Consider the following 3,062-nt stretch of genomic DNA (forward strand, 5'->3'; position numbering starts at 1 on the left):
CAGCCGCCGGTGCCCCAGTGCCGCACGGGCGTCGGCATACAGCCCTTCCCCGTCCGGTCCCCGGTGACGGATCAGTTCCGCCATCGCCTGCACGGTGCGGCGTGCCTGGGACGGGTCATGATAATTCTCGGCAAAACCGACAATGCCGCACATAAGGGGCCTCCTTCCCAATCCAAAAACGGGCCTGCCGGCCCGTCAGCGTTCCTGCCTGGTCTTACGCCCATAAGCGCCCTGCCGCACCCAATACCACATCCAACGGGCCGGGCCTTCGCCCCGGGCCAGCAGGTGGCGGCAGCCGCAGCCGTTCCGGCGCAGTTCCTCTGCCCGGCGCAGCAGGTTTTTATCAGGGCAGCGCCGCCGTACCAGCGGCCACGGTGCCGTATGCCACACCGCCGGGTGAAGGCCCGGCAATGTAACCGGTTGTTCCTGTACCAGGTCCTCCACCAGCGGCAGTGCCAGATTAGCCCCCGCCGCCGTACAGGCGTAGGATGCGCGCCCCTGGCGGGGATTCATCTCAAAAAGGACGGGGGTACCGTCCGGTGCATATTTGAAATCGAAGTTGGCAAATCCATGCCAGCCGCTTTGCCGCAGCAACCCCGCCAGCGATGCCAGCAGCGCAGTGTCCTGGCGGGCAGGTTCCGTAAGGATGGCCCCATAGTTGCCCACGCCTTCGGGGGTGCGCTCCTGCAGCAGCACCTGCCCCTGTACCATCCAGGAAACACTGCCATCCCGGGCGCAATAAGCGTTGACCACCCCCAGGGCTGTATCCGGCCCCGGAATGTATTCCTGCAGCAGCAAAGCACCGGTATATCCCCCCTGCGATACCGTTGCCACCGTCTGTTCCAGTTCGGTACGGTCCTGCACCAGATACACCTTCCGCTTGCCGGGGAACCGGCAGTTCCAATAGGCGGGGGAATCCGCCGGTTTGACGATTACCGGCCAGCCAAAAGGCAGGTCCGGCAGCGGCGCACCGCAGGCCAGGGTCACACTTTGGGGTGTGCGCAGCCCATTTGCCGCACACACCGCCGCGAAGCCTTCTTTGGTGCCCAGTGACTGCACCACCTCCGGCGGCGGGCAGGCAAACCGGTACAAGGGTGCTAATTCTTTACGGCAGCGGGCCAGCTGCATGGTGTATCCATCGGCGCAGGAAACCAGCAGACAGGTTTTGTCCGGGTAAGCCCCGGCCAGTGCCTGTAAAGCCGCGGTGAACACCTCATCCTCTTCCAGCCTGGGATTTTGTACCGCAGCCTGCACCAGACGGCTGTGGGCCAGAGCGGGCAGCGTCTTTTTGCATACAGCCACGCTGTGCACCCCGTATGCTTCGTAAAAGCTGCGCGCCATACCGTACACATTGGCATCGCCGCCCAACAAAACAGGCAAGACCCCGGCCACAGCCATCACCCCCTTGTCTTAGTGTATGACAAAAGGGCTTGGCTATGCGCCGGGGTCCCGGAATTTTCCTGTATTACGATTTTTCCATAAGAGGACGGGTGTCGGTCCAGACGTTTCCGCCGCTGTCGGTCACACGGGCCACAAAGCTGGCGATGCCGCCCTCGTAAGGCCAACCGTCTTCCATTCCCGCATCCAAAAAGTTGCCGCTCCACATCGACCCGCTGCGGTCACCGCTCTCCCATTCTCCGCCGCAAGTCAGTTCGATCTCAACCGCCGGTTCCCCGGCCGCGCCATCCAGCCGCAGTTCCACCTCCACCGACTGCACCTGCATCCAGGCGGGACAATCCAGCTCCAGTTCCACGGGATACTGGGTCAGTGTCAGCATCGTCTGACCATCTTTCTCCCGGGTGCGGTACCCGTACGCAAGGCTGGTACCGGAAGAGCCCCAGATGATTTTCGGACGGAAAATTTCCTCGGTACATTCCACCGTACCCAAATTTTCGTTGGTAGCGGTACCGGCAGCCGTTTTCCACTGGACCGAAAGTTCCACAGTCTCCCCCGCTGTAAAAATCAGTTCTCCCGGCACCCGGTATACACCGTCGGCACCGGGCGTCAGGTCCACCAGTTCGGTGGTGCCATCGTACCGGCCGCCCCGGTGAGTCAACATCAGCTGGGCGGTCATGCCATCGGTGACCGTGCGGGGCGTGACCCACACAGTAACCGGTGCCCAGGTGCCGTCCAGGTCCCGCACCACCCGTCCGGTAGGCTGCCAGCCCCAGCCCAGCACCGTGGCTTCCCCCTGGCGGACCGCCGCCTGTAAATCCTCAATCTGCGCCGACAGTTCGCTTTGGGTGCGGCTGAACTGCTCCTGCATCATCTGATAGTTCTGCTGCAGGACATCCACCTGCCGGTCATACTGCCAGGCCACCCCCACCAGCACACACAGCAGCAATGCCGCTGCCCCCAGGGCTGCACCGCCCCAAAGCCGCATGCCCCGCCGCTTTTGGGCATCCCGGGCTTCCAGCAGCGTCCGCAGCGTTTCCAGCGTCAGGGCCGGTTCGGGTGTTCCGTCAGCCTGCGTCGTTCCCAGCAGGACATCCACACTCACATCCAGCACAGCTGCCAACGCCTGCAGATTATCCAGGCTGGGCAGCGCAGTGTCCTTTTCCCACTTGCCCAACGCCTGACGGCTGACCCCCACCTGTTCGGCCAGGGCCTCCTGACTCAGGCCTTTTGCCTTGCGTGCAGTCTGGATACTTTCCCCCAACGTCATGGTGTCCGCCCCCTTTCTGTGCCGTTTTCTGTACCGTCATTGTAGCACAGGGTGCCCCAAAACACCAGCAAGTTCCCTTGGCAAACCGGCAACCCGTGGTTGCAGGGGCATTTTTGCGCATACTATAAAGCAGCTTAACGGAAATGAGGGGACCCGAATGTGTGGAATTGCGGGATTTGTCACAGCCCGGGGTGAGGCGGAAGGGGCCGTACTGCAGAAAATGCTGGCGCGCATTGCCCACCGTGGGCCGGACGGCCAGGGTGTTTTTGTGGAAGGACGCGCCGCACTGGGGCACCGGCGGCTGGCCATTATTGACCTGGACGGCGGTCCCCAGCCCATGTTCAACGAGGATGGCCGTCTGGCGGTTGTGTTCAACGGGGAGATCTACAATTACCCG

2 protein-coding genes and 1 pseudogene are annotated in these 3,062 nt (G+C 62.7%); 1 reads left to right on the forward strand and 2 read right to left on the reverse strand.

Going from position 1 to position 3,062, the window contains the following annotated elements; translation table 11 throughout:
• Positions 1–195: 195 nt before the first annotated feature.
• Together H6B10_RS13660 and H6B10_RS13665 are read right to left on the reverse strand one after the other, a co-directional pair.
• Positions 196–1,392, reverse strand: a complete 1,197-nt coding sequence (locus H6B10_RS13660) for a hypothetical protein (protein ID WP_204652108.1) — start codon at positions 1,390–1,392, stop codon at positions 196–198.
• Positions 1,393–1,465: 73 nt separating this feature from the next.
• A complete protein-coding gene (locus H6B10_RS13665) occupies positions 1,466–2,665 on the reverse strand; it encodes a helix-turn-helix domain-containing protein (protein WP_204652109.1) in 1,200 nt (399 codons plus the stop codon).
• A 157-nt stretch (positions 2,666–2,822) separates the two neighbouring features.
• Between H6B10_RS13665 and H6B10_RS13670 the strand changes: the two are divergent.
• Positions 2,823–3,062: pseudogene (locus H6B10_RS13670) on the forward strand (asparagine synthase (glutamine-hydrolyzing)); the annotation flags it as partial.

The organism is Gemmiger formicilis, assembly GCF_016901605.1.
Classification (GTDB): domain Bacteria; phylum Bacillota; class Clostridia; order Oscillospirales; family Ruminococcaceae; genus Gemmiger; species Gemmiger formicilis_B.

Coding starts and splice junctions, on each gene's coding strand:
- H6B10_RS13665 (WP_204652109.1), bottom strand. CDS start 2,665: ATGACGTTGGGGGAAAGTATCCAGACTGCACGCAAGGCAAAAGGCCTG.